Source organism: Nonomuraea sp. NPDC005692 (assembly GCF_040631115.1).
In the GTDB taxonomy this organism is placed as follows: domain Bacteria; phylum Actinomycetota; class Actinomycetes; order Streptosporangiales; family Streptosporangiaceae; genus Nonomuraea.
Map to the genome: position 1 here is coordinate 1 of NZ_JBEXYU010000010.1, position 23153 is coordinate 23153.

Below are 23153 nucleotides of genomic sequence, written 5' to 3' on the forward strand. Positions count from 1 at the left end.
GGACTCGAAGTCCGGTCGACGAGAGTGCTCACTCACCAGCGGCTACCAGGCACCGAGTCTGCCAGCGAGGCCGACCCGGCAGGTCCCATTAGTCGTCGTAGTCGTTGCCCGGCTCTTCCAGGCAGTAGACGCCGTACGCCCTGCCGAGGACGGGCAGGGCGACGTTGCGCACCCGGATGCCGCCCGAGGTGGTGCCCTTCTCCGTGCCCTTGTGGGCGTGCCCGTGCAGGATGAGGTCGGCGCCCGCCGTGTCCACCGCCTCGGCCAGCAGGTAGCTGCCGAGGAAGGGGTAGATCTCCAGCGGCTCGCCCTCCAGCGTCTCCTTGATCGGGGAGTAGTGGGACAGCACCACGCGCTGGTCGGCCACGAGCTCCTTCAGCGCGACCTTCCACGCCTCGGCGATGTAGCGCGTGTGGGAGATGAAGTTCTTGATCTCGCGCTCGCCGAACTCGCTGGCGCTCTTGCCGGCGAACCCGCCGCCGAACCCCTTGCCGCCGACCACGCCCAGCTTCCGGTCACCGCACTGGATCACCGCGCCGTCGTCGTCGAGCACGATGACGCCGGCGTCGCGCAGCTCGGCGGCGATCTCGTACTGCAGGTCGGAGTGGTAGTCGTGGTTGCCCAGCACCGCCACGGTGGGGATGGGCAGGCCGCGCAGCTCGTCGGCCACGACCCGGCCCTCCTCCAGCGTGCCGTGCCGGGTGAGGTCTCCCGCGACCATGAACACGTCGGCACGTTCCTCGATGCCCTCAAGCCTGCGCCGGTACTGGCCTCTGACGTCCTCGCCCAGGTGGATGTCGCCCACCGCCGCGATTCGCAGGTCAGTCAAGATGCTCATCCTCCCCCGGCGCCGAGACGTCGACCACGCGTATCTCGTTGTGCAGGTGCAGCTGGGGCGCGATCTCCCGCGCCACCTGGCCGAGCCTGTCGCGCTGCTCGGCTCCGCTCACCTGGCCACGCAGGAACAACTGGTCGCCGCGGACGTCGACCCGGATGCCCAGCTCGTGCGTGCGTCCGTCCTCGGCCAGCGCCTGTTGGACGCGGGCCGCGACGTACTGCGGAGCTTCCATCACTTGCCTCCTTCTATTGTCGCCGCATGCCCGGGGATTAACGGCTCAAACGGCGCGAATAAGGTCTATAACGGCCCGTTCCACCGTCCCGTGGGTGGCGAGCTGCCCGTAATCGGCGTCCGCTCCGAGTTCGGTGAGGGCCGCGGCGATCGTCCTGTCCTGGTCGTACGCCTCCACCACCCGCGGGTCCACGTACGACGCCCGCGCCACGGTCGGCGTGTTGCCCAGATACTCGGCCACCTCCCGCATCACCCGGGTGACCGCCCGCTTCCTGGCGGTGCCGTTCCCACGGGCGTGCTTGGAGACCGCCAGTCCCACGGCGGCCAGGACGGTCGCGTGCCAGGTGCGGAAGTCCTTGGCGGTGACCTCGCAGCCGACCAGTTCGCGTAGGTAGTCGTTGATGTCCTCGCTCCTGACGTCGCCCCAGCCGCCTTCCGGGCGGCGGTAGCGGAGCAACTCGCCCTCCGCGCCGAGCGCCTTGAGCGAACGCAGCACCGTGCAGGCGCCGGGATCGGCCACCACGACCTCGCGGGAGATGTCCCCCTTGGCCTGGTAGGCGCAGGTCACGACGCCGTTGCTGCAGGTCACGTGGTCCATGCGCAGGGTGGCCAGGCCGTAGGTGTCGTAGCTCTCGCCGCCGATCCTGAAGAAGCCGACGTCCAGCAGGCGGGCGGCGGCGGCCAGCACCCGGTCCCTGGTCAGGCCGCGGCCCTTGAGGCGGTCGTCCACGGCCTTGCGGAACGCGGGCAGGCGCTCGGCCACCTCCAGCACGTGGTCGAACTTCGCCTTGTCCTGCTGCTCACGCCACAGGTCGTGGTAGCGGTACTGCCTGCGTCCGGCCGCGTCCACGCCGACAGCCTGGAGGTGGCCGTACGGGGAAGGACAGATCCACACGTCCTTCCACGCCGGGGGGATGACGAGCGACCTGATGCGCTCCAGCGTCGCCCTGTCGCGCACCGGCCGCCCGTCCGGTCCTTCGTAGCTGAACCCGCGCCCGCGACGGCGCCTGACGATCCCCGGCTCACTCTGGTCACTGGGATGTAGCTCGGGCACGCAGGGCGGCTACCCAGCACGTTAGGCAACAAACAGGACGGGCAGGTGAGCGGCATGCCTGAGAACACGGATGACGGTAGATGGCACGAAGAGGGTGACCGGAAGGGCCACCCCATGGTGCCCGCCACACCGCGCGACGTGGTGCACATCAGGGTGGGGTCGTTCATTCTGGTGTTCCTCTTCGCGTTCACGGTGCTGGGGCTCATTGCGGGCGCGCCGGTGATGGCAGGGATCGCGATCGTGTTGTTCATCATCACGATCATCGACATCGCGATGGCGATCCGGCGGCAGAAGGAACGAGACACTGGAGAGGCAGGCTGACAACCGACATGGCATCCCTTCGAGGACGCGTGGTAGTGGTGACGGGCGCGAGCGGCGGGGTCGGCCGGGCGGTGGTGCGCGAGCTGGGCGCTCGCGGCGCGCGCGTGGCCCTGATCGCCCGCGGCACGGCGGGCCTCGGCGCGGCCGCCGTGGACGTGGGAACCGCGGGCGGGGACGCGAAGGTCTACGAGGCGGACGTGGCCGACTACGAGCAGGTGAAGGCGGCGGCGGAGCGCGTCGAGGCGGAGATGGGACCGATCTCGACCTGGATCAACACCGCCTTTTCCTCAGTCTTCGCCAAGTTCACCGATATTTCGCCAGATGAGTACGCTCGTACCACTTCGGTGACGTACCTCGGCTACGTGTGGGGCACCAAGGTCGCCCTCGACCTCATGGGCCCCCGCAACGCCGGGACCGTCGTCCAGGTCGGCTCGGCGCTGAGCCATCGCGGCATCCCCCTCCAGTCGGCGTACTGCGGGGCCAAGCACGCCATCAAGGGCTTCACCGAGTCGCTGCGCACCGAGCTCCTGGCCGACCGGAGCGGCATCGACGTCACGCTGGTCCAGCTGCCGGCGGTCAACACCCCTCAGTTCGAGTGGGTCCTGTCCAAGCTGCGGCGGCACCCCCAGCCCGTACCCCCGATCTACCAGCCGGAGGTCGCGGCGCGCGCCATCGTGTACGCCGCCGAGCACCCCGGACGCAAGGAATACTGGGTGGGCGCCAGCACCGCGGCCACCCTCATGGCCCAGCGGGTCGCCCCCGCCCTGGTCGACCGGTACCTGGCCAGGACCGGCGTCCAGTCCCAGCAGACGGACGAGAAGCAGCCGAGCGGGGTGTCGAACCTCTGGGAGCCGGCCGACGAGGACAAGGACTACGGAGCGCACGGCACGTTCGACCAGCGCTCACACGGTCACAGCCCCCAGGTGTGGCTGTCCCAGCACCGGCGCGCGGTGATGCTGGCGGCGGGAGGCGTGGCCGCGGCGGTCACCGTGGCCCGCCGACTCGCCCGCTGACCGGGTAACGGGCCTTTTCTCCGGCCCCCACCCGACACCTGGTAACCGGGTGGGCCGCAAGAGCCCACCCGGACGCTCGCTGCTCGCCATGGTCACGCGCCCGGCACCCGGTTACCGGGTGAGCCGCGGGAGCCCACCCCGGACCAGGCGCGCAGCGAAGTGTCCTCTACCGACGTACCGGCCATGCCCCTACCGCCTGACCTGGCAGCGGACCTGCTCATTCCTCAACCAGCCGTCCCAAAAGATCAGCAGCGACTGGACGGGAGCGTCCGCCAAACACTGCGATCTTCAGAGTCGCAGCACTCGGCTCCGAAAGGCCCCGGGGATCAAGGCGGTTCGGCTCAGCGCCCCGGCAAGGCTCGCTCCAGCTCGATCAGAGCCAGCGCGGGCCCCTCGTCGAACTCGTGGTCGTGGGTCCTGCCGGTCTCGGTGAAGCCGTTCTTGGCGTAGAAGCGGCGCGCCTGGGCGGAGTCTCGGAGCGTCCACAGGTGCACGTCGTCGTACCCGGCGTCGTGTGCCGCGTCCAGGACGGCCGTCAGCAGAACGCCGGCGATGCCGCTGCCCCAGACGTCCGGGTGGGCGAAGAAGGTATAGATCTCCGCGGAGCCGGGACGGGAGGTGGACGCCCCGAACCGGGCGAAGGCCCCGGGTCGCTCGTTCAGGCTCGCCAGCAGGATCGGGTCCCCGCCCTCGGCCAGGATCCGGTGCCACTTGCCGCGCCGCTCCTCGATCCCGGCCGCGGCGACCTTCGGCGCGCACAGCGGGCCGTGCGAGACACCCCAGGACAGGGCGTGGATCTCGCCGAGGACGTCCCCGTCACCGGGTTGCGCGGGGTGGACAGTGATCACGTCAGGCATGCCTCAGACACTACTGTCGGCCGCTTCCCGCCCCGCCCGGGGGACGAGGGTTCGACCCGCCGGCCCATGTCCCCCTCCCCACGGACATGGCAGATCAGACAGGCGTACGCGAGCCGGTCCCGAGGAGCGTGCTGTCACGTTGCCCCTCGCCCAACTGAGCACAACTGAGAAGTGGGTTCTCAACGACGTTTCTCAGTTGCCCTCAGTACGTCCCGCGTCCCTTACGCGAGGATCGCGGTGGCTTCGACCTCGACCAGGTGGTCCGGGACGGACAGGGCAGCGACGCCCAGCAGGGTCGCCGGCGGGGTCGCCGTCGTGCCCAGCTTGGCCTTCGCCCGGGAGATCCCGTCCAACAAGGCGGTCATCTTGTCGGGGGTCCAGTCCACGACGTGGACGGTCAGTTTCGCCACGTCGTCGAAGGAGCCGCCGGCCCCCGCGACGGCGGTGGCGACGTTGAGGTAGCACTGTTCGACCTGTGCGGCGAGGTCGCCCGCGCCGACGGTGGTCCTCTCGGCGTCCCAGGAGACCTGGCCGGCGACGAAGACCAGCCTCGTCCCCGACGCGACCGCCGTCTGGTGGTAGACGTCGATCTCGGGCAGCCCCTCGGGGTTCAGCAGGGTGACGGGCATGGTGGTACGCCTCCTCATAGGGGCGGCCGGGACGCGCACGGCCACCCAAAACTCTCTTGTGGTTACTGAGGAACTGTAGGAGAGTGTCCGCTGACGTGGAAGAACGCACTTTTCAGTGACTGGGGAACCTCATGGTGAGCAAGCAGTTCAAGGGCTCGGACGGCGAGGCGGACCTGAGGCGGGCCGACTCCCTGGCGCGGGAGATCTTCACGGACGTCGCCAACAAGTGGGCGTTCCTGATCATCGAGGCCATCGGCGAGGGCACTCTGCGGTTCGGCGAGCTGCGCGGCCAGGTCGAGGGCATCAGCCACAAGATGCTCACCCAGAACCTGCGCATGCTGGAGCGCAACGGGCTGGTCGAGCGGAAGGTGTATCCGACCGTGCCGCCGCGGGTGGAGTACACCCTCACCGAGCCGGGGCGGGCCCTGCGCGCGACGGTCGACGCGATGTGCGCGTGGACGCAAGCCCACCTCGGCGACATCGAGGCCGCCCGCCGCCGCTTCGACGCATGAGGCCCCACGCCGGGACCGCCCGGGCGAGGGAGGTTTCAACTGCCGACAAATGGGGTCAGGTGACGTCAGGCCCGAGTTAAGCGCCGCGCAGGGGGTAGGCGGCGTGAAACTCACGAGGAGGGTCTTGATGCCTGAACGCGATCTCCAGTACTTGACCGAACTGGCCGCGCAGCTGCGCGTCGACTCCGTACGCGCCGCCGCGGCGGCCGGTTCCGGGCACCCCACCTCGTCGATGTCGGCGGCGGACCTGATGGCCGTGCTGTTCGCCTGCCACCTCAGGTACGACTTCGACCGCCCCGACAACCCCGGCAACGACCACCTGATCTTCTCCAAGGGCCACGCCTCCCCCCTTCTCTACTCGCTCTACAAGGCGGCGAAGGTCATCGACGACGAGGAGCTGCTGTCGTTCCGGCGCCGGGGAAGCCGCCTGGAGGGGCACCCCACCCCCCGGCTGCCCTGGGTGGACGTCGCGACCGGCTCCCTCGGTCAGGGGCTGCCGGTGGGCGTGGGCGTGGCCATGGCGGGACGGCTGGAACGGCTGCCGTACCGGGTGTGGGTGCTGTGCGGTGACAGCGAGCTGGCCGAGGGGTCCATCTGGGAGGCGGCCGAGCACGCCGGGGCCGAAGGGCTGGCCAACCTGGTCGTGATCGTGGACGTGAACCGGCTGGGGCAGCGCGGCCCGACCCGGCACGGATGGGACACCGGGGCGTACGCGCGCCGGTTCGGCGCCTTCGGCTGGCACACGATCGAGATCGACGGCCACGACCCCGGCCAGATCGACTTCGCGCTGGGGGACGCCTGCAACACCCGCCGGCGTCCCACCGTGATCCTGGCCAAGACCCGCAAGGGCGAGGGGGTCGTCGAGGTCGAGAACCGGGAGGGCGCACACGGCAAGGCGCTCAAGGATCCCGACAAGGCCATCGACGAGCTGGGCGGGCCGCGCAGCGTCCACGTGGACGTGCACAGGCCGGAGGGTGAGGCCGCGCCGTACCACTTCGACCCGCGACCGGCGACGGTGCCCGAGTTCGAGGTCGGCGCGAAGGCGGCGACCAGGGCGGCGTTCGGCGCGGCGCTGGCGGCGCTCGGCGCGGCCCGCGGCGACGTGGTGGCGCTGGACGGCGAGGTGGCCGACTCGACCAAGACCGAGGAGTTCGGCCAGGCGTTCCCCGAGCGCTTCTTCGAGATGTACATCGCCGAGCAGCAGCTCGTGGCGGCGGCCGTCGGCCTGTCGGTGCGCGGCTGGACCCCGTACGCGGCCACCTTCGCGGCGTTCCTGACCAGGGCGCACGACTTCGTCAGGATGGCCGGCGTGAGCCAGGCGTCGATCCGGCTGGTCGGCTCGCACGCCGGCGTCTCGATCGGCGAGGACGGCCCCTCGCAGATGGGCCTGGAGGACCTGGCCATGATGCGGGCGGTGTACGGCAGCACGGTGCTGTACCCGTGCGACGCCAACCAGGCGGCGGCGCTGACCGTCGAGATGGCGGACGTGTCAGGGGTGTCCTACCTGCGCACCACCCGCGGCGAGACGCCGGTCATCTACCCGCCCGGCGAACGTTTCCCGGTGGGCGGCTCGCGGGTGCTGCGGAGCTCGCCCGACGACCGGGCCACGATCGTGGCGGCCGGGATCACGGTGCACGAGGCGCTGGCGGCGGCCGACGAGCTGACGGCGGCCGGCATCCCGGTCGGCGTGATCGACCTGTACTCGGTCAAGCCGGTGGACGCGGCGGTGCTGGTGGAGGCCGCCACGACGACGGGCAACCTGATCACGGTCGAGGATCACCGGCTGGAGGGCGGTCTCGGCGACGCCGTGCTGGACGCCGTCAGCGAGCTCGGCCCGCGGGTGGTGAAGCTCGCCGTGACCGGGTTGCCCGGGTCGGCGACGCCTGAGGAACAGCTCGCGGACGCCCGCATAGACCGCCACGCGATTGCCGAGGCGGTCAAGCGGTTGTTGTGAAGGAACTAGCGGGCCTTCGCCGTGGCCTTCCTGTTGGCCTTCTTGATGGCGTCCACCAGTTCCTTCTTGGTCATCCTGGATCGGCCGCGCACCCCGAGCCTGGACGCCACGCCCTGCAAGTGCTCCTTGCTGGCGTTGGCGTCCACGCCCTCCTCGGTCCTGCCGGAGCGGTCGGTCGCGCCCTTGTCGGACGGTCCCTTCTGCCCCTTGGGCTCCCAGTGGTCTCCGACCTTCTCGAAGGAGTGCTTGAGCGCGGCGAACGCGGTCATGTGCGCGCGCCGTCCCTCTCCGTACTCCTTCACGGCGGAGTCGTGCGCCTTGATCCACGTGTTCTGTGCCTTCTTCGGCGAACGCTTGATGGTCGACGGCAGCTCGTCAACGGCTGGCATGTCGATTCACCTCCTACAGCGGCGGCTCGTCGTAGTGGCGGCGCTCCTCGTACACCGTGGTCCTGCGGGTCTCCGGCTCCTCGTAGATCTCGTGCCGGTGCACCGGCTCGTCGATCGGGCCGACCGCCCTGCGGGTGACGCTGATCCGGTAGATGCCGAACAGCAGCCCCGCCAGGCCGCCGAGCATGAGGATGACGCCCACGACGTTGATGTCGAGGCCGGCGAGGTCGAACTCGACGGCCCAGGTGAGGATCGCACCGAGCATGATGAGGATGATGCTTCCGGCGATGGTCATCAGATTTACCTCCTTGACACGAAGGAACCTCTATCCACATGTCGAAAAACAAACCAGTCGTGGTGATCGGGCTGATGGGATCGGGTAAGACGACCGCAGGCCGCCTCCTCGCCACAGCGCTGGGGATGCCGTTCACGGACAGCGACCCGTTCCTGGAGAAGGAGCACGGCGGCACGGCGGCGCAGATCGCCGTCCGCGAAGGGGCCGACGCGCTGCACCGGTACGAGGCCGAGCACGTGCTGGCGGCGCTGGCGGGCGAGCCGAAGGTGATCGCGGCGGCGGCCAGCACCGTGGAGGACCCCCGGGTGCGCGAGGCGTTGCGCGAGGCGTTCGTGGTCTGGGTGGACGCCGCCGACGCCGTCCTGGCCCGGCGCATGAGCTCGGGCGCGCACCGCCCCGAGTTCCGGCCCGCGGAGATGCGGGCCCGGCGCGAGCGCTACTTCCAGCAGGTGGCGGACCTGACGTGTGACGTCGGCGTGCTGACCCCCGAGGACGTGCGCGACGCGGCTCTGCGGAAAATGGGTTTGCCCGCCGATGAGCAGGACTGATACCCAGAGGGGATGTTCGCCGAGAAACCCACTCTGACGGGTGAGCGCGTCAGGTTGCTCCCGGTCGGCCCCGAGCACGTCGAGGGCCTGATCGCGTTGATCAGCGATCCGGAGGTGCAGCGGCTGACGGGCTCGCACGGCGAGGTCGACCACGGGGTGGCCCGCCAGTGGTACGACACGCGGGGCGAGCACGCCGACCGGCTCGACCTGGCCATCATGGCCGGCGACGAGTACGTCGGCGAGGTCGTCCTCAACGAGCTCGACCGGCACAACCTGTCGTGCAACCTGCGGATCGCGCTGATCGGCGCCCGGGTCTTCGGCAAGGGCTACGGCACCGAGGCGATCGAGCTGGTTCTCGGCCACGCCTTCGCCACCACGCCGCTGCACCGCGTCGGCCTCGGCGTCTTCACCTTCAACGAGCGGGCGCGGCACGTCTACAAGAAGATCGGGTTCGTGGAGGAGGGCGTGCAGCGCGACACCCTGCTGTGGGAGGGCGAGTGGCACGACTCCGTGACGATGTCGGTGCTGCGGCCGGAGTGGCAGTCAAGATCCAGAAGCCTGGCATAATGATCATGACGCATGGGTCCCCCGAGGCGCGCGGGGGACCTGTGGTCGTTCCCTCACAACCAACGGCCGATCCGGCGCATCTAAGCATCAGTGACGATGCGCTTGGTGCCTGGTGACCCCGAGAGGCTGGGCGGCTTCTGGCTGGCCGCCCGGCTCGGCGCGGGCGCGCGCGGGGTGGTCTACGACGCCTACGACGACGAGGGCCGCCGCTACGCGGTGAAGGTGCCCCGGGTCGAGGTCGAGCCGGTCGCGCGGGTGAGCTGCCCGCACCTGGCGGAGGTGGTCGCCTCCGGGGCCGATCACGGCATCCCGTACGTGGTGAGCGAGTTCGTCGACGGGCCCGACCTGCGGCAGGCGGTCGAGCGGCACGGGCCGTACCGGGGCGAGGAGCTGGCGGCCCTGGCGGGCGCGCTGGCCGGGGCGCTCCGCGCGCTGCACGCGGCCGGGCTGACGCACCGCGACCTGCGGCCGGAGAGCGTGCTGCTGGCGGCGGGCGGCCCCAAGGTGATCGACATGGGGGTGGCGGTCGGCGGGTCGCTGGGGGCGACGTGCACGTACCTGGCCCCCGAGATCCTGACCGGCAGCGGCCACGAGCCGGCGACGGACGTCTTCTCCTGGGGGGCCGTGGTGCTCTACGCGGCCACGGGCGGCGATCCGTTCTCCGGGCGGAGTCTCGGCGCGGTGCTGCACCGGCTGCTGACCGTCGATCCCGACCTGAGCGCCCTGCCCGACGGGCTGCGCGAGCTGGTCGGGCGGGCGCTGGCCAAAGACCCCGCCGCCCGCCCCGCGGCGGACGAGCTGCTGGTCGAGGCCGACCCCGCCGCGTTGCGCCCGCCGGCGGGCGTGGCCGGGCACAGGTCGCTCGGCGAGCTGGCCGAGCGCGTCTACGCCGGGCTCACGCCGCGCCAGCAGGAGGCGGTGCCGGGCCTGCTGCTGCGCCTGATGGACGGCGACGACCCCCACGACGAGGGCGGCGTGCTGGCCCCGCTGATGGACGCCGGGCTGCTCGTACGCCGGAGCGTGCGGGTGCCGCCCACCGAGACCCCGGTCGGCAAGCTCGTGGCCGTGCGCGACGACCGGGTGGCGCCGGCCAGCGCCGCGCTCTACCGGGCCTGGCCGCGCCTGCGCGGCTGGGTGGCCGACGAGCGCGACGGCCTGGCCGTCCACCGGGAGCTGCGCCTGGCGGCCGACCGATGGTCGCGCCACCGGCGCGGGCGCACGTACCTCTACCGGGGCGACCGGCTCGACACGGCGCTCGGCTGGGCCGCGGCCAAGCGCCGTCACCTGCGGCTCAACCAGCTCGAACGCGACTTCATCGGCGCGAGCGTGGCCATGTCCAAGCAGCGCAGGCGGCTGCTGCGGCCCTCGCTGGCGACCCTGGCCGCCGCCCTGGCCGTCGCGGTGTCGATGTCGGCCGTCTCGCTCAACGGCGAACGGGAGCTGCGCGGACACCTCCTTGAGGCCAACGCGCGGGCCGTGGCCGCCCGCGCCGAGGCGCTGCGCTCCTCCGACCCGCGTACGGCGATGCGGCTGAGCGTGGCGGCCTGGCGGATGTCGCCGGTGTTCGAGGCACGGGTGGCGTTGCAGGCGTCGCTGGCGCAGCCGGAGCTGGGCGTGTTCACCGACCCCGCGGCCGACGAGCGGGCCGGCTACCTGCTGCGCGGCGACGAGCTGGTCAGGTGGCGCGACCGCACGCTGACCGTCTGGGACGTCCGCAGCGGCCGGCAGCTGGCCGCGCACGCGCTTCCCGAGGGCAGCGCCGCGCTGAGCGACGACGGCCGGTACGCCGAGGGCACCGGCGGGCAGCCCGTCGAGGTGGCCACCGGCCGGGCCCCCGCGACCGGGACGTACACGATCACCAGCGGCAACCGCACCAGGGTCTACCGGGGCGCCGAGGTGCTGCTCGACGTGCTCGACCACCGGGTGGCGGTGTCGCGCGACGGGAGCCGGGCCGCGGTCTCCGACCTGGACGGGCGGGTCGAGCTCTGGTCGCTGCCGGGCCGGGCCAAGGAGCGGGAGTTCACCGTCCGGCCGCAGACCGGGCCGGACCGGTCGGCGCCGCCCCTGTCGTTCAGCCCCGACGGCCGCACCCTGGCCGTCGCGGGCCGCGACGGCGTGACCCTCCTCACTCCCGGCGCCGAGCCGCCGCGGGAAGCCACCGCGACGACCACCGCCGCGTTCGCGGCGGAGGCGGGCGACGGGGAGATGCCGGCGGACGGCTCCGCCGGCACGCCCGTGTTCAGCCCCGACGGCAGCCTGCTCGCCCTCCCCGGCCGGGACGAGGTGCGCCTGTGGAGCGTGGCCGACCGGCGGCTGGCCGGCGCCTACCGCTTCCGCGGCGACCAGCACGGCGACCTGGCCTTCTCCGCCGACGGCCGCACCCTGCGCTACCTGAGCGGCCTGGGCTCGGTCGTCTCGCTCGACGTCTCCGGGCTCCCGGCCCCCGCCCCCGGCGTCCACACGGCCGCGCTGTCGAGCGACGGCCGGGTGGCGGCCAGAGACGTCGGGAACGCCATCCGGCTCACCGACGTGGTGGCGCGCAAGCCGCTGGCCGAGATCGCCGCCACCGGCGACGTCGCCTTCGACGCGGCGGGCAGGCTGCTGGCCGTGGCGGGCGACCCGGTCACCGTCTGGGAGGCGTCGGGCGGCAGGAGGGTCACCGTCATCGACGCGGGCGGCGACGTGCCGGCCGTGGCCCTGTCCCCCGGCGGCGACACGCTGGCCACCGCGCGCGGCCGGCGGCTGGAGACCTGGGACGTGCGCGCCGGCCGCCGGATCAGGGCCTACGAGGGTGCGGGCGACCTGGCGATGGCCTTCAGCCCCGACGGCTCGACGCTCGCCTCCGGCACGAACCTGCTCGACCTGCGTACCGGCGAGATCACCCCGCTCGCCCCGGCCGCCGCCCGGCCCACCGCGCTCGCCTTCTCCCCCGACGGCCGCACGCTGGCCCTCGGGCTCGGCGGCGGACGCGTCGAGCTGTGGGACGTGGGCGAGCGCGAGCGGGCCGGCTCGATCGAGACCGGCACGGCCCCCGTGCACGACCTGCGCTTCTCCCCCGGCGGCGACCTGCTCGCGATCGACGCCGAACGCACCTCCCTGTGGGACGCCGGCACGCTGCGCGAGGTCGGCCAGGTCGGGTCGGGGGCCGAGGGCCTGGCCTTCAGCCAGGACGGCCGCAGGCTGCGCGGCGTGGCGGCGGACGGCAGCGTCCGCGAGAGCCCGGTGGACCCGGCGCTGACGGCGCAGGAGGTGTGCGCCCGCGCGGGCGGGCCGCTCAGCCAGGACGAGTGGAGCCGGCTGATCCCGGAGAGCGGCTACCAGGGCGGCTGCTGAGGCGGGCGGCCGGTCAGGAGGCGGGGTAGGTCTTGAGCACCCTGCCCTGGGGGTCGGCCACCAGGTAGCCGGTGCGGTAGGCGTCGCCGAGGTAGACGAGCAGCACCTGCTTGGTGCTGGTGAAGACGAAGTTGGGATCGACGATGAGGTAGCGCGTGGTGGGCTTGCGCACGCCGAGGACGCTCTCGGCCTTCTTGAGCAGGCCGGGCAGGGCGTCCCAGTTGTACTTGGCCAGGTCGACGGGCGGGGTGCGGACGGTGGAGCCGGTGCCCTCGCGGGTGGCCTTGCCGTCGCGGTAGGCGTAGCGGTCGTAGACGGCCGGGTCGCCCTTGAGCGGGGCCTCGGCGGAGATGTACGTCGGGTAGACGACCATCCGGACGACCTTGGTGCCGCCCATGACCGGCTTGAGCGCCTTGATCGCGGCGCGGATGCCGTCGGGGGTGAGCAGGTTCTCCGGCTGCGGCTCCGGCTCCTTGCTCGCCTCCGGCTCCTGGGCGTCGGTAGTCTCCACCGGGGTGATCTGCGGCGTGTTCGGCTGGGTCGGCTCCTCGGCGCCGCGCACGCCCGGGAGCAGCGTGTAGACCAGCACGCCGGTCACCGCCAGCGCGCCCACGGAGGCCGTCACGGCGGCGACCGGCGAACGGCGGGCGCGGCGCGACGCCACGGTGCCGGGCTGCGAGAACGACGGCTGCGGCCCCCAGGGGTGCGGCGCCCCGGGCGGCACGGTGGCCCCCTGCCGGGCCCCGGGCGGCACAGTGGCCCCCTGCGGCGGGCCATGGTGCAGCGGCCCCGCCTGATGGAGCGGTCCCGAGGGCGCGGACGGGTGACCGGGGTGGAGCGGGGCCGAGGGTGCGGACGGGTGGCCGGGGTGGAGTGGGGCCGGGGCCGGGGCGGGCGGCAGGTAGGCGGGCGGGGCCGAGCCGGGGTCGGCGGCGGCGGCGAGCATGCGGTCGAGGGTCTCGGCGTCGGGACGGCCGGCCGGGTCGCGGCGCAGCAGCGCGCCGAGCACGGGACCGAGCGGCCCGGCCCGCTCCGGCGGCGGCACCTCCTGGTTGAGCACGGCGGCCAGCGTCGCCAGCGTGGTGCTCCGGCGCAGCGGGTGGCGGCCCTCGACGGCCACGTACAGCAACATGCCGAGCGACCACAGGTCGGAGGCGGGGTCGCCCTCGTGCCCGTTGATGCGCTCGGGCGCCATGTACTCGGGCGAGCCGATGAACGACCCGGTCGCCGTCAGGCTGGTCGACTCGCGCACGGCGGCGATGCCGAAGTCGGTGAGCACCGAGCGGCCGTCCTCGCGCAGCAGCACGTTGGCGGGCTTGACATCGCGGTGCTGGATGCCGACGGCGTGCGCGGCGCGCAGCGCGGAGAGCACCTCCCGGCCCAGGCGGGCGGTCTCCCAGGGCGTCATGGGCCCGCGCGCGAGGCGGTCCTGGAGCGAGCCGCCGGTGACCAGCTCCATGACGATCCACGGGTAGCCGTCGCCGCCCGGGTCGACGATGTGGTGGATGGTGGCGACGTGCGGATGGTTCAGCCGGGCCAGCGCGCGGGCCTCGCGCAGCACCCGGGCCCGCAGCGCGCGGGCGGCCTCGGGGTCGTGCTCCTCGAACGAGGGATCGGGCGGCCGGACCTCCTTCAGCGCGACCTCGCGGTGGAGGGCGGTGTCCCAGGCGCGCCACACCAGGCCCATGCCACCGCCGCCGAGCCTCTCGGTCAGCTCGAAGCGGTTGTCGATCACGCGATTGTGCATGGGAAGCAGCGTAGGGCCGGGCCGTGGTCGCCGTCATCAGGGTGGTCGCGGTGGGGATGGACGGGCTGGTTGGATGGGCGCCATGAACGCAGGCGATCACCAGCTCGGCATCTACCTGACGGGCATGCTCGAAGGCCGTACGCCGGAGCTGACCACCGACCTCTCGGCCCTGGAGGGCGCGGCCAGGCGGGTGCTCTCGCCCGAGGCGCTGGGCTACATCGTGCCGAGCGCGGGCAGCGGCTCGACCGCGCGGGCCAACCTGGAGGCGTTCGAGCGGCGCCGGATCGTGCCGAGGATGCTGCGCGGCGTCGCGCGGCAGCGTGACCTGTCGTGCGAGGTGCTGGGCACCCCGATGGCGGCGCCGGTGCTGGTGGCGCCCATGGGGGTGCAGACGCTGGCCCACGAGGAGGGCGAGCTCGCCACCGTGCGGGCCGCGGCCGCGGTCGGCGTCCCGTACGTGCACTCGACGGCCGCCGCCCACGACTTCGAGCAGGTGGCGGCGGCGGGCGGGGACGCGCCGCGCTGGTACCAGCTCTACTACCCGACCGACCGGGACGTGTGCCTGAGCTTCCTGCGCCGGGCCAGGGCGACCGGCCACTCGGTGCTGGTGGTCACGCTGGACACGACGCTGCTCGGCTGGCGTCCGGCCGACCTCGACCGCGGCTACCTGCCGTTCCTGGCCGGCACGGGCATCGCCAACTACCTGAGCGACCCCAACTTCGCCGGGGTCGAGAACCCGGTCGCCCACTGGGCGGGCATGTTCCCCAACCCGGGCCTGAGCTGGGACGACCTGTCGTTCCTGCGTGACCACTGGGACGGCCCGATCGTGCTCAAGGGCATCATGAGCACCGAGGACGCGCGCCTGGCCGCCGAGCACGGCGTCGACGGGATCGTGGTGTCCAACCACGGCGGCCGCCAGGTCGACGGCGCCCTGGCCGCGCTCGACGCGCTGCCCGGCATCGCCGAGGCGGTCGGCGACCGGCTGACGGTGCTGTTCGACTCGGGCGTGCGCACCGGGGCCGACGTGGTCAAGGCGCTCGCGCTGGGCGCGCGGGCCGTGCTGGTCGGCCGTCCCGTGCTGTACGGGCTGGCGCTGGGCGGGCAGGCGGGCGTCGAGCACGTGCTGCGCTGCCTGCTGGGCGAGCTGGACATCACGCTCGCCCTGTCCGGCTACTCCTCCCCCGACGAGCTGGGCCCCGACGCGCTCGCCTGATGGCACATCGAGGTCCGGAAATGACCGCGATTGCCCCTACCTTTGTCCCCATGGATCCCCTCATCTCCCAGCGCGCACTCAACCGGGCCACGCTCGACCGGCAACTGCTGCTGCGCCGCGGCGGCGGGAGCGTGCAGGAGGTCGTCGAGCGGCTCGGCGGCCTCCAGGCGCAGACCCCCCACACCTGGTACGTCGGCCTGTGGAACCGCATCGAGGGGCTCAAGCCCGAGGACGCCTCCGGCCTGCTGGCCGGCCGCGAGCTGGTGCGGATCGCGCTGCAGCGCTCCACCATCCACCTGGTCACCGCCCGTGACTGCCTGGCCATGCGGCCGCTGTTGCAGGTCGTCACCGAGCGCATGACGCGTACGACGTTCGGCCGGCGGCTGGCCGGCGTCGACCTGGACGAGCTGGCCGCGACCGGCCGGGCGCTGCTGGAGGAGCGGGCGATGACCTTCGCCGACCTCGGCCGGGCGCTGGGCGAGCGGTGGCCGGAGCACGACCAGCACGCGCTCGGCCAGGGCGTGCGCTGGCTGCTGCCGCTGGTCCAGGTGCCGCCGCGCGGGCTGTGGGGCAGGAGCGGGCCGGTCGCGCACACCACCGCCGAGTCGTGGCTGGGCCCGGCGGAGGTGCCGCCGATGACGCCCGCCGAGCTGGTCCGGCGCTACCTGGCCGCCTTCGGCCCGGCCTCGGTGCAGGACGCGCAGACGTGGTCGGGCCTGACCAGGCTGGGCGAGGTCGTCGAGTCCATGGACCTGGTCCGCTTCAGGGACGCCGCCGGCCGCACGCTGTACGACCTGCCGGAGGCCGTCCGGCCGGCGGCGGACGTCCCGGCCCCGGTGCGGCTGATGTACGACTTCGACAACCTGTTCCTGTCGCACGCCGACCGCTCGCGGGTGATCAGCGAGCGCGGCGCGGCCGTCATGCAGGGGTCGTTCATGGGCACGAACGTGATCCCCCGGATCATCCTGGTGGACGGCGTCACCGCCGGCGACTGGACGGTGACCAGGGCCAAGGGCGTCTCCACGCTGAACGTGCACCAGTGGACGCCGATCGCCGAGCTGGACGAGGTCGAGCGGGAGGCACGGCTGCTGCTGGAGTTCCTGGCCCCCGACGACGAGCACGACGTCTCAGTCCTTGACCGCCCCTCCAAGCCCTGACACGAGCCGCCGCTGCACCGCCACGAAGAAGATCAGCACGGGGATCGTCATCAGCGTCGAGGCCGCCATGATCCCGCCCCAGTCGTTCTCGTTGGGCTTGAAGAAGACGAGCAGCGCGGCGGGCAGGGTCTGGTTGTCCTTGGCCGAGATGATGAAGGTGCGCGCGAAGACGAAGTCGTTCCAGGCGGTGATGAAGGAGAACACGCTGGTCGCCACCAGGCCGGGCGCGACCAGCGGGAACAGGATGCGCCACAGCACGGTCGCGCGTCCGGCCCCGTCGATCATCGCCGCCTCCTCCAGCGCCTCCGGCACCCCGGCGACGAACCCGCGCAACATCCAGATCGCGAACGGCAGCGTGAAGGCGAGCTGCACCACCACCAGCGAGGCCAGCGTGTTGAGCAGCCCCAGGTCCCGGACCACGAAGAACAGCGGGATCGTCAGCGCCTCGACCGGCACCATCTGCGCGACCAGGAACATGATCAGCACGGTCGTCCTGAACCGGAAGGCGAACCTGGTCACGGCCACCGCCGCGAGGAAGGCGACCCCGGCCGACAACACGACCACGACGAGCGCCACGATCGCGCTGTTGAGCAGGTAGCGGGCGAAGTTCTCCCCGGTCAGCACGCGGACGAAGTTGTCCAGCGTCGGATGGGACGTCCAGGGCCTGACCTCCAGCGACTGGATCTCCCCGGCGGGCTTGAGCGCCGACAGGACCATCCAGTAGAGCGGGAACGCGGTGAGCAGGGCGACCACCAGCGCGACCGCGTTGGGCACAAGACGGCGTCGGTTCACAGGCGTTCCCCACTGCGCCGCAGCGCCCGGATGTAGAACAGGGTGATCACGAGCAGGATCAGCGTCATGACGACCGCGACGGCCGAGCCGAGTCCGTACTCGGAGGAGCCGAAGGCGATCTGGTAGGCGTAGACGTTGAGCACGGTGTTCTGCCCGGCCACGCCGCCGCCGTTGGTCATCACGTAGATCTGGGTGAAGAGCTTGAAGTCCCAGATGACCGACTGGATGACCACGATCGTGACCAGCGGCCGCAACATCGGCACGATGATCCGCCAGAACCCCTGCCAGGCCGAGGCGCCGTCGAGCGCGGCCGCCTCCAGCACCGAGGCGGGGACGGCCCGGATGCCCGCGTACAGGGTGATCATCACGAACGGGAACGAGTGCCACACGACCGTCGCGCCGACCACGCCGAAGGTGACCCACCGGTCGTAGAACCAGTTGAACCCGTCGATCCCGAGCACCTGGTTGACCAGGCCGAGGTCGGCGTCGAACAGGAACATCCACACGGTGGAGCCGGTCATCGCGGGGGCCGCCCACGCGCCGAGCGCGGCCAGCGACAGGGCCGTCCTCGGCAGCGGCCCGGTCCTGGTCAGCAGCACGGCCAGGGCCGCGCCGACCGCCAGCGTCGCGACGACCAGCGCCGCCGCGAACCCCACCGTCTGCGCCAGCACCTCCCAGAACCGCCGGTCGCCGAGCAGCGCGGCGTAGTTGCCGAACCCGACGAACGTGCTCGGCTGCCCGCCGCTGACCTGCGCCTGCCGGTAGTCGAAGACCGACAGCAGGCCCAGCATGTAGACGGGATAGCCGAACATGGGGACCAGCACGGCCGCCGCGGGCAGCAGGTAGAGCCAGGGGCGCCCGCGGCGGACGGTCGTACCTCGGCTCACGAGCGGCCGAAGGCGGTCTTGACGGCCGCGGCCGCCTCGGTGGTGGCCTGCTCGACGGTGGACTGACCGGTCGCGACCTTCTGCAGCATCGTGGGGACGACCTTGCCGTTGTCGATCTTCACCCAGGCGGGGTCGATCGGCACGAACCGGGTGCCCTTGGCCACCGTGTCCAGGAACGGCTTGACGAACGGGTCCTTGGCCGCCAGCTCGTCGCGGGCCGAGGTGAGCGTCGGCAGGTTGCCCATCGCGTCGTACATCTTGGCCTGGTACGCCTTGCCGCCCAGGAGCTTGACGAAGTCCGCGGCCAGGGTGCGGTGACCGGCGTTCTTCAGCACGCCCAGGTTGTTGCCGCCGGCGAAGGCGGGCGCGATCGAGCCCTCGGCCGCGCCGGGCAGCGGGACGACGGCGTACTTGCCGGCCGCCGCGCCGGCGTCCACGGCCGAGCGGTTGAAGTTGCCGAGTATGCCCATCGCGGCCTTGCCGCCGGCGAACAGCTCGACCGTCTTGCCGCCGGTCAGCGAGACGCACGCCTGCGGCGGGCAGACGTCGTCGGTCAACAGGTCCGTGTACGCCTTGACGCCCTTGCGCGACTGCGGCGAGTCGAGCGAGGTGATGTCGCCGCCGGCGTCCCAGACGAAGGGCAGGGCGCCGAAGGTGTACTCGCCGCCGACGGCTATGCCGTACAGGTCGGGCTTCTTCTTGCGGATCGTGCGGGCGGTCTCGGTCAGGGCGCCGATGGACGTGGGCGGTTTCAGGCCGAGCTCGTCGAAGACGTCGGTGCGGTAGTAGAGGGCACGGATGCCGATGAACCAGGGCAGGCCGTACTGCTTGCCCTGGACGGAGGCCGACTTGACCAGGTCGGGGGTCAGGTCCAGGCCCTTCAGGTCGGCAGTGAGGTCGGCGAATCCGCCGGCGGCGGCGTACTCGGCGAGGTCGGTGTTGCCGTACTCGGCGACGTCCGGGGAGCTGGCCGGGTCGTTGAAGGCGCCCTTGAACTTCTCGTGCCGGGCGGGCGTGGTGGGGATGTAGGTGACCTCGACCTTGACGTCCGCGTGCGCGGCGGTGAACTCCTTGATCGCCTCGTTGACGACCTTGTCCTTGGGGGCCCGGTTGGGCTCGTCGAAGAGCCAGACGCGCAGCGTCCCCGTCCGCTCGTCGCCGCCGCCGGAGGCGGGAGCGGTCGAGGGCGCGCAGGCGGCCAGCATGAGCAGGGCCGTTCCGGCCGCGGCAAAGTAAAGAAACTTCACTATTACCTCCTGCGCAGACACTAGGAATTCGCCCAGGAGTCGAGAAGACTTGTCAGGAGATGTTGTGCAGTGCACAACAGGGTGCTGCATTTCGCGAAATTTCATCGAATATGGTGACTTGCGTGCCCGAACGCAACCAGTCCGCCTCGCTCCGGCGCGCTCTGGCCGTCCTGGACCACGTACGCGGCCACACCGGCCTGTCGCTCACCCAGCTCGCCGAGGGCGTGGGCCTGTCCAAGAGCACGGTGCTGCGGCTGACCGTCCCGCTCGTGGAGGCCAGGCTGCTCGAACGCGACCGCAGGACCGGGGCGTACCGGCTGGGGCACGGCACCCTCCAGCTCGGGCAGGCGTACCTGGCCACGCTGGACCTGCGCGCGGTCGCCGCCGAGGAGTCGCACCGGCTGATGAGCGAGGTGCGCGAGACCGTGCACCTGGTCGTCTACGACCACCCGCACGTCGTCTACATCGACAAGGTGGAGAACGAGACGAACGTGCGCATGGCCTCGCGCATCGGCAGCCGCGGCCCGGTGCACGCCACGGCGGTCGGCAAGGCGATCCTGGCCTGGCAGCCGGAGGAGGCGCTGGCCGGGCTGGCACTCGACCCGATCACCAAGCACACCATCACCGACGCCGACCGGCTGCGTGCCGAACTGACCCACATCCGGCGGCGCGGCTACGCGGTGGACGACCGCGAGAACGAGCCCGAGGTGCGCTGCGTCGCCGCGCCGATCTTCAACCACAACGACGCCGTCGTCGCCGCCGTCTCGGTCTCCGGGCTCACCTCGCGGATCACCGCCGCGCGGGTGCGGGAGCTCGGGCCGCTGGTGGCCGGGGCGGCGTCGCGGATCTCCAGAAAGCTGGGCAGGCCGACCACATGACCGAACTGGTGACCTTCGGCGAGACCATGGCGCTGTTCGCCGCCCGGCGCACCGGGCCGCTGCGCTTCGCCCGCGACTTCGACCTGGGCCTCGGCGGCGCCGAGTCGAACGTGGCGATCGGCGTGGCCCGGCTCGGCCACCGGGCGACGTGGGCCGGGCGGGTGGGCGACGACGAGTTCGGCGACCTGATCCGGGCCACGCTCACCGGCGAGGGCGTGGACGTGCGCGCGGTCACCGACCCGGACGCCCCCACCGGGCTGATGATCAAGGGCAGGCGCACGGCCGACCTCGTGGACGTGCGGTACTACCGCAAGGACAGCGCCGGGTCCCGGCTGCGGCCGGCCGACCTCGATCCGGCGCTGATCGCCTCGGCCAGGGTGCTGCACGTCTCCGCGATCACCCCGGCGCTGTCGGCGTCGGCCCGGGAGACCGTGGCGCACGCGATCGCCGCGGCGCGGGCGGCCGGCGTGCTCGTCTCGCTGGACGTCAACTACCGCCGGGCCCTGTGGACGGCGCAGGAGGCGGGTGCCTGGCTGCGGGAGACGGTCGGCGGCGTGGACGTGCTGTTCGCGACCGTGCCGGAGGGCCGCCTGGTCGCCGACGTCGACGACCCGGCCGAGCTGGCCAAGGCGCTCGCCTCGCTCGGGCCCTCGTACGTGCTGGTCAAGTCGGGGTCGGCGGGCGCGCTGGAGCTGTCCGGCGGGGTGCTGCGCCGGGCGCGGCCGTACCGGGTGACCGAGGTGGACCCCGTGGGGGCCGGGGACGCGTTCGCGGCCGGGTGGCTGGCCGACTGGCTGGCCGGGGCGGACCCGGAACGGCGGCTGGACACCGCCTGCGCGGCGGGGGCGTTCGCGGTGACCTCGCAGGGCGACTGGGAGAGCCTGCCCCGCCGCTCCGACCTGGGCCTGCTCGGCCGGGGCGCCGACGGCGTGAGCAGGTAGCCGCCCCAGGACGAGGTTTTGCCCGTTTTCGACCCGTTCTTGAGGGCAGCCGGGGAAGATCTCGTCCGGGGAGAGGAACAGTGCGATGACAGACGTCTCCAGCAAGGGTCCGCAGTCGAACGACGAGCGCGAGGTGCTCACCAACCGACAAGGGCATCCCGTCTACGACAACCAGAACCAGCGGACGGTCGGCCCGCGCGGACCGGCGACGCTGGAGAACTACCAGTTCCTGGAGAAGATCAGTCACTTCGACCGCGAACGCATCCCCGAACGGGTGGTGCACGCCAGGGGCGCGCTGAGCTACGGCTACTTCGAGGCGTACGGCAAGATCGGCGACGAGCCGGTCAGCCGCTACACCAGGGCCAAACTGTTCCAGGAGGCCGGCAAGCGCACCGACGTGGCGCTGCGCTTCTCCACCGTGATCGGCGGCCGCGACTCCGCCGAGACCGCCCGCGACCCGCGCGGCTTCGCGATCAAGTTCTACACCGAGGACGGCAACTGGGACCTGGTGGGCAACAACCTGGCCGTCTTCTTCATCAGGGACGCCATCAAGTTCCCCGACGTCATCCACGCGCTCAAGCCCGACCCGGTGACCTTCCGGCAGGACCCGAACCGCATCTTCGACTTCATGTCCCAGACCCCCGAGTCGATGCACATGCTGGTCAACCTGTTCAGCCCGCGCGGCATCCCCGCCGACTACCGGCACATGCAGGGATTCGGCGTGAACACCTACAAGTGGGTCAACCAGCAGGGCGAGACGTTCCTGGTCAAGTACCACTGGATGCCCAAGCAGGGCGTGCGCAGCATGACCGCGGCGGACGCGGCGGTCGTCCAGGCGGGCGACCTCGGGCACGCCACGAAGGACCTGCACGACGCCATCGAGCGCGGCGACCACCCCGAGTGGGAGCTGCTGGTCCAGCTCATGAGCGACGAAGAGCACCCCGAGCTGGACTTCGACCCGCTCGACGACACCAAGGTGTGGCCGGAGAACGAGTTCCCGGCCAGGCCGGTCGGCCGCCTGGTCCTCAACCGCAACGTCGAGAACCAGTTCGCCGAGAACGAGCAGGCCGCCTTCGGCACCGGCGTCCTGGTGGACGGCCTCGACTTCTCCGACGACAAGATGCTGGTCGGCCGGACGTTCTCCTACAGCGACACCCAGCGCTACCGGGTCGGCCCGAACTACCTGCAACTCCCGGTCAACCAGGCCAGGAACGCGCCCATCAGGACCAACCAGCGCGACGGCCAGATGGCGTACTTCGTCGACACCGGCGGCGAGGACCCGCACATCAACTACGAGCCCTCGCTGCGCGGCGGCCTGCGCGAGGCCGAGTACCCGACCCTGGACGAGGAGGGCCCGGTCATCAACGGCCGGCTCATGCGCAGGCGCATCCCGCGGACCAACGACTACAAGCAGGCCGGCCAGCGCTACCTGCTCATGGAGCAGTGGGAGCGCGACGACCTGGTGCGCAACTTCGTCGACGCGCTCAGCCAGTGCGACCGGCGCATCCAGGAGCGCATGGTCTGGCACTTCCTGCTCGTGGAGGACGACCTGGGCCTGCGCGTCGGCGAGGGCCTGGGCATCACCCCGGACGACGTCGCCCGGCTGGAGCCGCTGGCGAGCCAGGACCTCACCGACGAGGACCGGGAGCGCCTGGTCAAGCTCGGGCGCAACGGACCGCGCGACGTGGAGGGCCTGAAGATGACCCACTGCGTGCCGAACGAGCGGGCCGCCCACGCCGACGGCCTCTGA

The 23153-nt window shown here is 71.9% G+C and carries 23 protein-coding genes; 12 read left to right on the forward strand and 11 right to left on the reverse strand.

Annotated elements, in window-relative coordinates:
* Positions 1-88: 88 nt before the first annotated feature.
* Genes ABZ459_RS21735 through ABZ459_RS21745 form a run of 3 tightly spaced genes read right to left on the reverse strand, consistent with a single transcriptional unit; the run spans position 89 to position 2123 of the window.
* Complete coding sequence (locus tag ABZ459_RS21735) at positions 89-829, reverse strand: metallophosphoesterase (protein WP_357972829.1); 741 nt, start codon at positions 827-829, stop codon at positions 89-91.
* Positions 822-1070, reverse strand: coding sequence for a BON domain-containing protein (locus tag ABZ459_RS21740; protein WP_357972832.1), 249 nt, complete (start codon positions 1068-1070; stop codon positions 822-824). Before ABZ459_RS21740 ends, ABZ459_RS21735 begins: the two co-directional genes overlap by 8 nt.
* 45 nt (positions 1071-1115) lie before the next feature.
* On the reverse strand, positions 1116-2123 hold the full coding sequence (locus ABZ459_RS21745; protein ID WP_357972835.1) for a DNA topoisomerase IB: 1008 nt from the start codon (positions 2121-2123) through the stop codon (positions 1116-1118).
* A gap of 54 nt (positions 2124-2177) precedes the next feature.
* Here ABZ459_RS21745 and ABZ459_RS21750 point away from each other — a divergent pair, with 54 nt between their 5' ends.
* Both ABZ459_RS21750 and ABZ459_RS21755 read left to right on the forward strand, forming a co-directional pair.
* Positions 2178-2444: a hypothetical protein gene (locus tag ABZ459_RS21750; RefSeq protein ID WP_357972838.1), complete on the forward strand. Its 267-nt coding sequence runs from the start codon at positions 2178-2180 to the stop codon at positions 2442-2444.
* Between the two features lie 8 nt (positions 2445-2452).
* Complete coding sequence (locus ABZ459_RS21755; protein WP_357972841.1) at positions 2453-3457, forward strand: SDR family oxidoreductase; 1005 nt, start codon at positions 2453-2455, stop codon at positions 3455-3457.
* A 341-nt stretch (positions 3458-3798) separates the two neighbouring features.
* On the opposite strand, the gene ABZ459_RS21760 is transcribed toward ABZ459_RS21755, so the two are convergent.
* Entirely contained in the window at positions 3799-4314 is a 516-nt protein-coding gene (locus tag ABZ459_RS21760; protein ID WP_357972843.1) for a GNAT family N-acetyltransferase, read from the reverse strand.
* A gap of 221 nt (positions 4315-4535) precedes the next feature.
* Positions 4536-4943 (reverse strand): RidA family protein, encoded by a 408-nt coding sequence (locus ABZ459_RS21765; protein ID WP_357972846.1) that lies wholly within the window; start codon positions 4941-4943, stop codon positions 4536-4538.
* Between the two features lie 131 nt (positions 4944-5074).
* Here ABZ459_RS21765 and ABZ459_RS21770 point away from each other — a divergent pair, with 131 nt between their 5' ends.
* Both ABZ459_RS21770 and ABZ459_RS21775 read left to right on the forward strand, forming a co-directional pair.
* Positions 5075-5455, forward strand: coding sequence for a helix-turn-helix domain-containing protein (locus ABZ459_RS21770; RefSeq protein ID WP_357972849.1), 381 nt, complete (start codon positions 5075-5077; stop codon positions 5453-5455).
* Between the two features lie 127 nt (positions 5456-5582).
* Positions 5583-7409: a transketolase gene (locus tag ABZ459_RS21775; protein WP_357972852.1), complete on the forward strand. Its 1827-nt coding sequence runs from the start codon at positions 5583-5585 to the stop codon at positions 7407-7409.
* Between the two features lie 5 nt (positions 7410-7414).
* Here the strand turns inward: ABZ459_RS21775 and ABZ459_RS21780 are convergent, their stop codons facing one another.
* Positions 7415-7798 (reverse strand): ChaB family protein, encoded by a 384-nt coding sequence (locus ABZ459_RS21780; protein ID WP_357972855.1) that lies wholly within the window; start codon positions 7796-7798, stop codon positions 7415-7417.
* 13 nt (positions 7799-7811) lie between these two features.
* The gene (locus ABZ459_RS21785) at positions 7812-8093 is read right to left on the reverse strand and encodes a hypothetical protein (protein ID WP_352319513.1); all 282 of its coding nucleotides are present in this window, start codon (positions 8091-8093) and stop codon (positions 7812-7814) included.
* Between the two features lie 38 nt (positions 8094-8131).
* Here ABZ459_RS21785 and ABZ459_RS21790 point away from each other — a divergent pair, with 38 nt between their 5' ends.
* The 3 genes from ABZ459_RS21790 to ABZ459_RS21800 all read left to right on the forward strand — a co-directional run bounded on the left by ABZ459_RS21790 (position 8132) and on the right by ABZ459_RS21800 (position 12541).
* Positions 8132-8641 (forward strand): shikimate kinase, encoded by a 510-nt coding sequence (locus ABZ459_RS21790; RefSeq protein WP_357972858.1) that lies wholly within the window; start codon positions 8132-8134, stop codon positions 8639-8641.
* A 12-nt stretch (positions 8642-8653) separates the two neighbouring features.
* A complete protein-coding gene (locus ABZ459_RS21795) occupies positions 8654-9208 on the forward strand; it encodes a GNAT family protein (protein ID WP_357972861.1) in 555 nt (184 codons plus the stop codon).
* Positions 9209-9304: 96 nt separating this feature from the next.
* Positions 9305-12541, forward strand: coding sequence for a serine/threonine-protein kinase (locus ABZ459_RS21800; RefSeq protein WP_357972864.1), 3237 nt, complete (start codon positions 9305-9307; stop codon positions 12539-12541).
* 13 nt (positions 12542-12554) lie between these two features.
* On the opposite strand, the gene ABZ459_RS21805 is transcribed toward ABZ459_RS21800, so the two are convergent.
* On the reverse strand, positions 12555-14288 hold the full coding sequence (locus ABZ459_RS21805) for a protein kinase (protein WP_357972867.1): 1734 nt from the start codon (positions 14286-14288) through the stop codon (positions 12555-12557).
* 82 nt (positions 14289-14370) lie between these two features.
* Here ABZ459_RS21805 and ABZ459_RS21810 point away from each other — a divergent pair, with 82 nt between their 5' ends.
* Together ABZ459_RS21810 and ABZ459_RS21815 are read left to right on the forward strand one after the other, a co-directional pair.
* Positions 14371-15501: a lactate 2-monooxygenase gene (locus ABZ459_RS21810; RefSeq protein ID WP_357972870.1), complete on the forward strand. Its 1131-nt coding sequence runs from the start codon at positions 14371-14373 to the stop codon at positions 15499-15501.
* 50 nt (positions 15502-15551) lie between these two features.
* On the forward strand, positions 15552-16658 hold the full coding sequence (locus ABZ459_RS21815; protein WP_357972873.1) for a winged helix DNA-binding domain-containing protein: 1107 nt from the start codon (positions 15552-15554) through the stop codon (positions 16656-16658).
* Here the strand turns inward: ABZ459_RS21815 and ABZ459_RS21820 are convergent.
* The 3 genes from ABZ459_RS21820 to ABZ459_RS21830 are packed head-to-tail and all read right to left on the reverse strand — an operon-like array spanning position 16629 to position 19584.
* On the reverse strand, positions 16629-17450 hold the full coding sequence (locus tag ABZ459_RS21820) for a carbohydrate ABC transporter permease (protein ID WP_357972876.1): 822 nt from the start codon (positions 17448-17450) through the stop codon (positions 16629-16631). The two genes, ABZ459_RS21815 and ABZ459_RS21820, sit on opposite strands and share 30 nt — an antisense overlap.
* Positions 17447-18337 carry a sugar ABC transporter permease gene (locus ABZ459_RS21825; RefSeq protein ID WP_357972879.1) on the reverse strand — a complete coding sequence of 297 codons (891 nt, stop codon included), beginning with the start codon at positions 18335-18337 and terminating at the stop codon, positions 17447-17449. Before ABZ459_RS21825 ends, ABZ459_RS21820 begins: the two co-directional genes overlap by 4 nt.
* Positions 18334-19584 carry an extracellular solute-binding protein gene (locus tag ABZ459_RS21830; RefSeq protein WP_357972882.1) on the reverse strand — a complete coding sequence of 417 codons (1251 nt, stop codon included), beginning with the start codon at positions 19582-19584 and terminating at the stop codon, positions 18334-18336. The genes ABZ459_RS21825 and ABZ459_RS21830 overlap by 4 nt, the downstream gene beginning before the upstream one ends.
* Positions 19585-19706: 122 nt before the next feature.
* Here ABZ459_RS21830 and ABZ459_RS21835 point away from each other — a divergent pair, with 122 nt between their 5' ends.
* From ABZ459_RS21835 to ABZ459_RS21845, 3 genes are all read left to right on the forward strand, one after another.
* Positions 19707-20462: an IclR family transcriptional regulator gene (locus ABZ459_RS21835; RefSeq protein WP_357972885.1), complete on the forward strand. Its 756-nt coding sequence runs from the start codon at positions 19707-19709 to the stop codon at positions 20460-20462.
* Entirely contained in the window at positions 20459-21403 is a 945-nt protein-coding gene (locus tag ABZ459_RS21840) for a sugar kinase (protein ID WP_357972888.1), read from the forward strand. The genes ABZ459_RS21835 and ABZ459_RS21840 overlap by 4 nt, the downstream gene beginning before the upstream one ends.
* 85 nt (positions 21404-21488) lie before the next feature.
* Positions 21489-23153 carry a catalase gene (locus ABZ459_RS21845; RefSeq protein ID WP_357972891.1) on the forward strand — a complete coding sequence of 555 codons (1665 nt, stop codon included), beginning with the start codon at positions 21489-21491 and terminating at the stop codon, positions 23151-23153.